Here is a 244-nt window from a genome sequence, read left to right on the forward strand (position 1 = left end):
TAGAACAGGTGAGATGAATATCAAAGGTAGAAAGATTAATATGTTAGAGCATGCTCCAACTACTATGACTTACCTTATGAGTTCTTGGGCTTTACCTATTATAGCTGGGGCAACAGTATTCACTGCTTTGAATCCATTCATTGCAGCTACTATAGGAGTAAGTGGTGCTGTAGCTTTAGGATATGCTATTAAGTCTAAACAATTTAAGTTACAAAGCTTTACATCATGGAAAGAATATAAATTA

At 34.4% G+C, this 244-nt stretch carries 1 protein-coding gene; it reads left to right on the forward strand.

All coding sequences use genetic code 11. The annotated features are described in order from the left end of the window. Positions 1-13: 13 nt before the first annotated feature. The coding region (locus tag RMT89_RS44900; RefSeq protein ID WP_315889510.1) for a hypothetical protein at positions 14-244 on the forward strand (231 nt) is incomplete at its 3' end.

It is taken from the genome of Streptomyces sp. P17 (assembly GCF_032436805.1).
Lineage (GTDB): Bacteria > Actinomycetota > Actinomycetes > Streptomycetales > Streptomycetaceae > Streptomyces.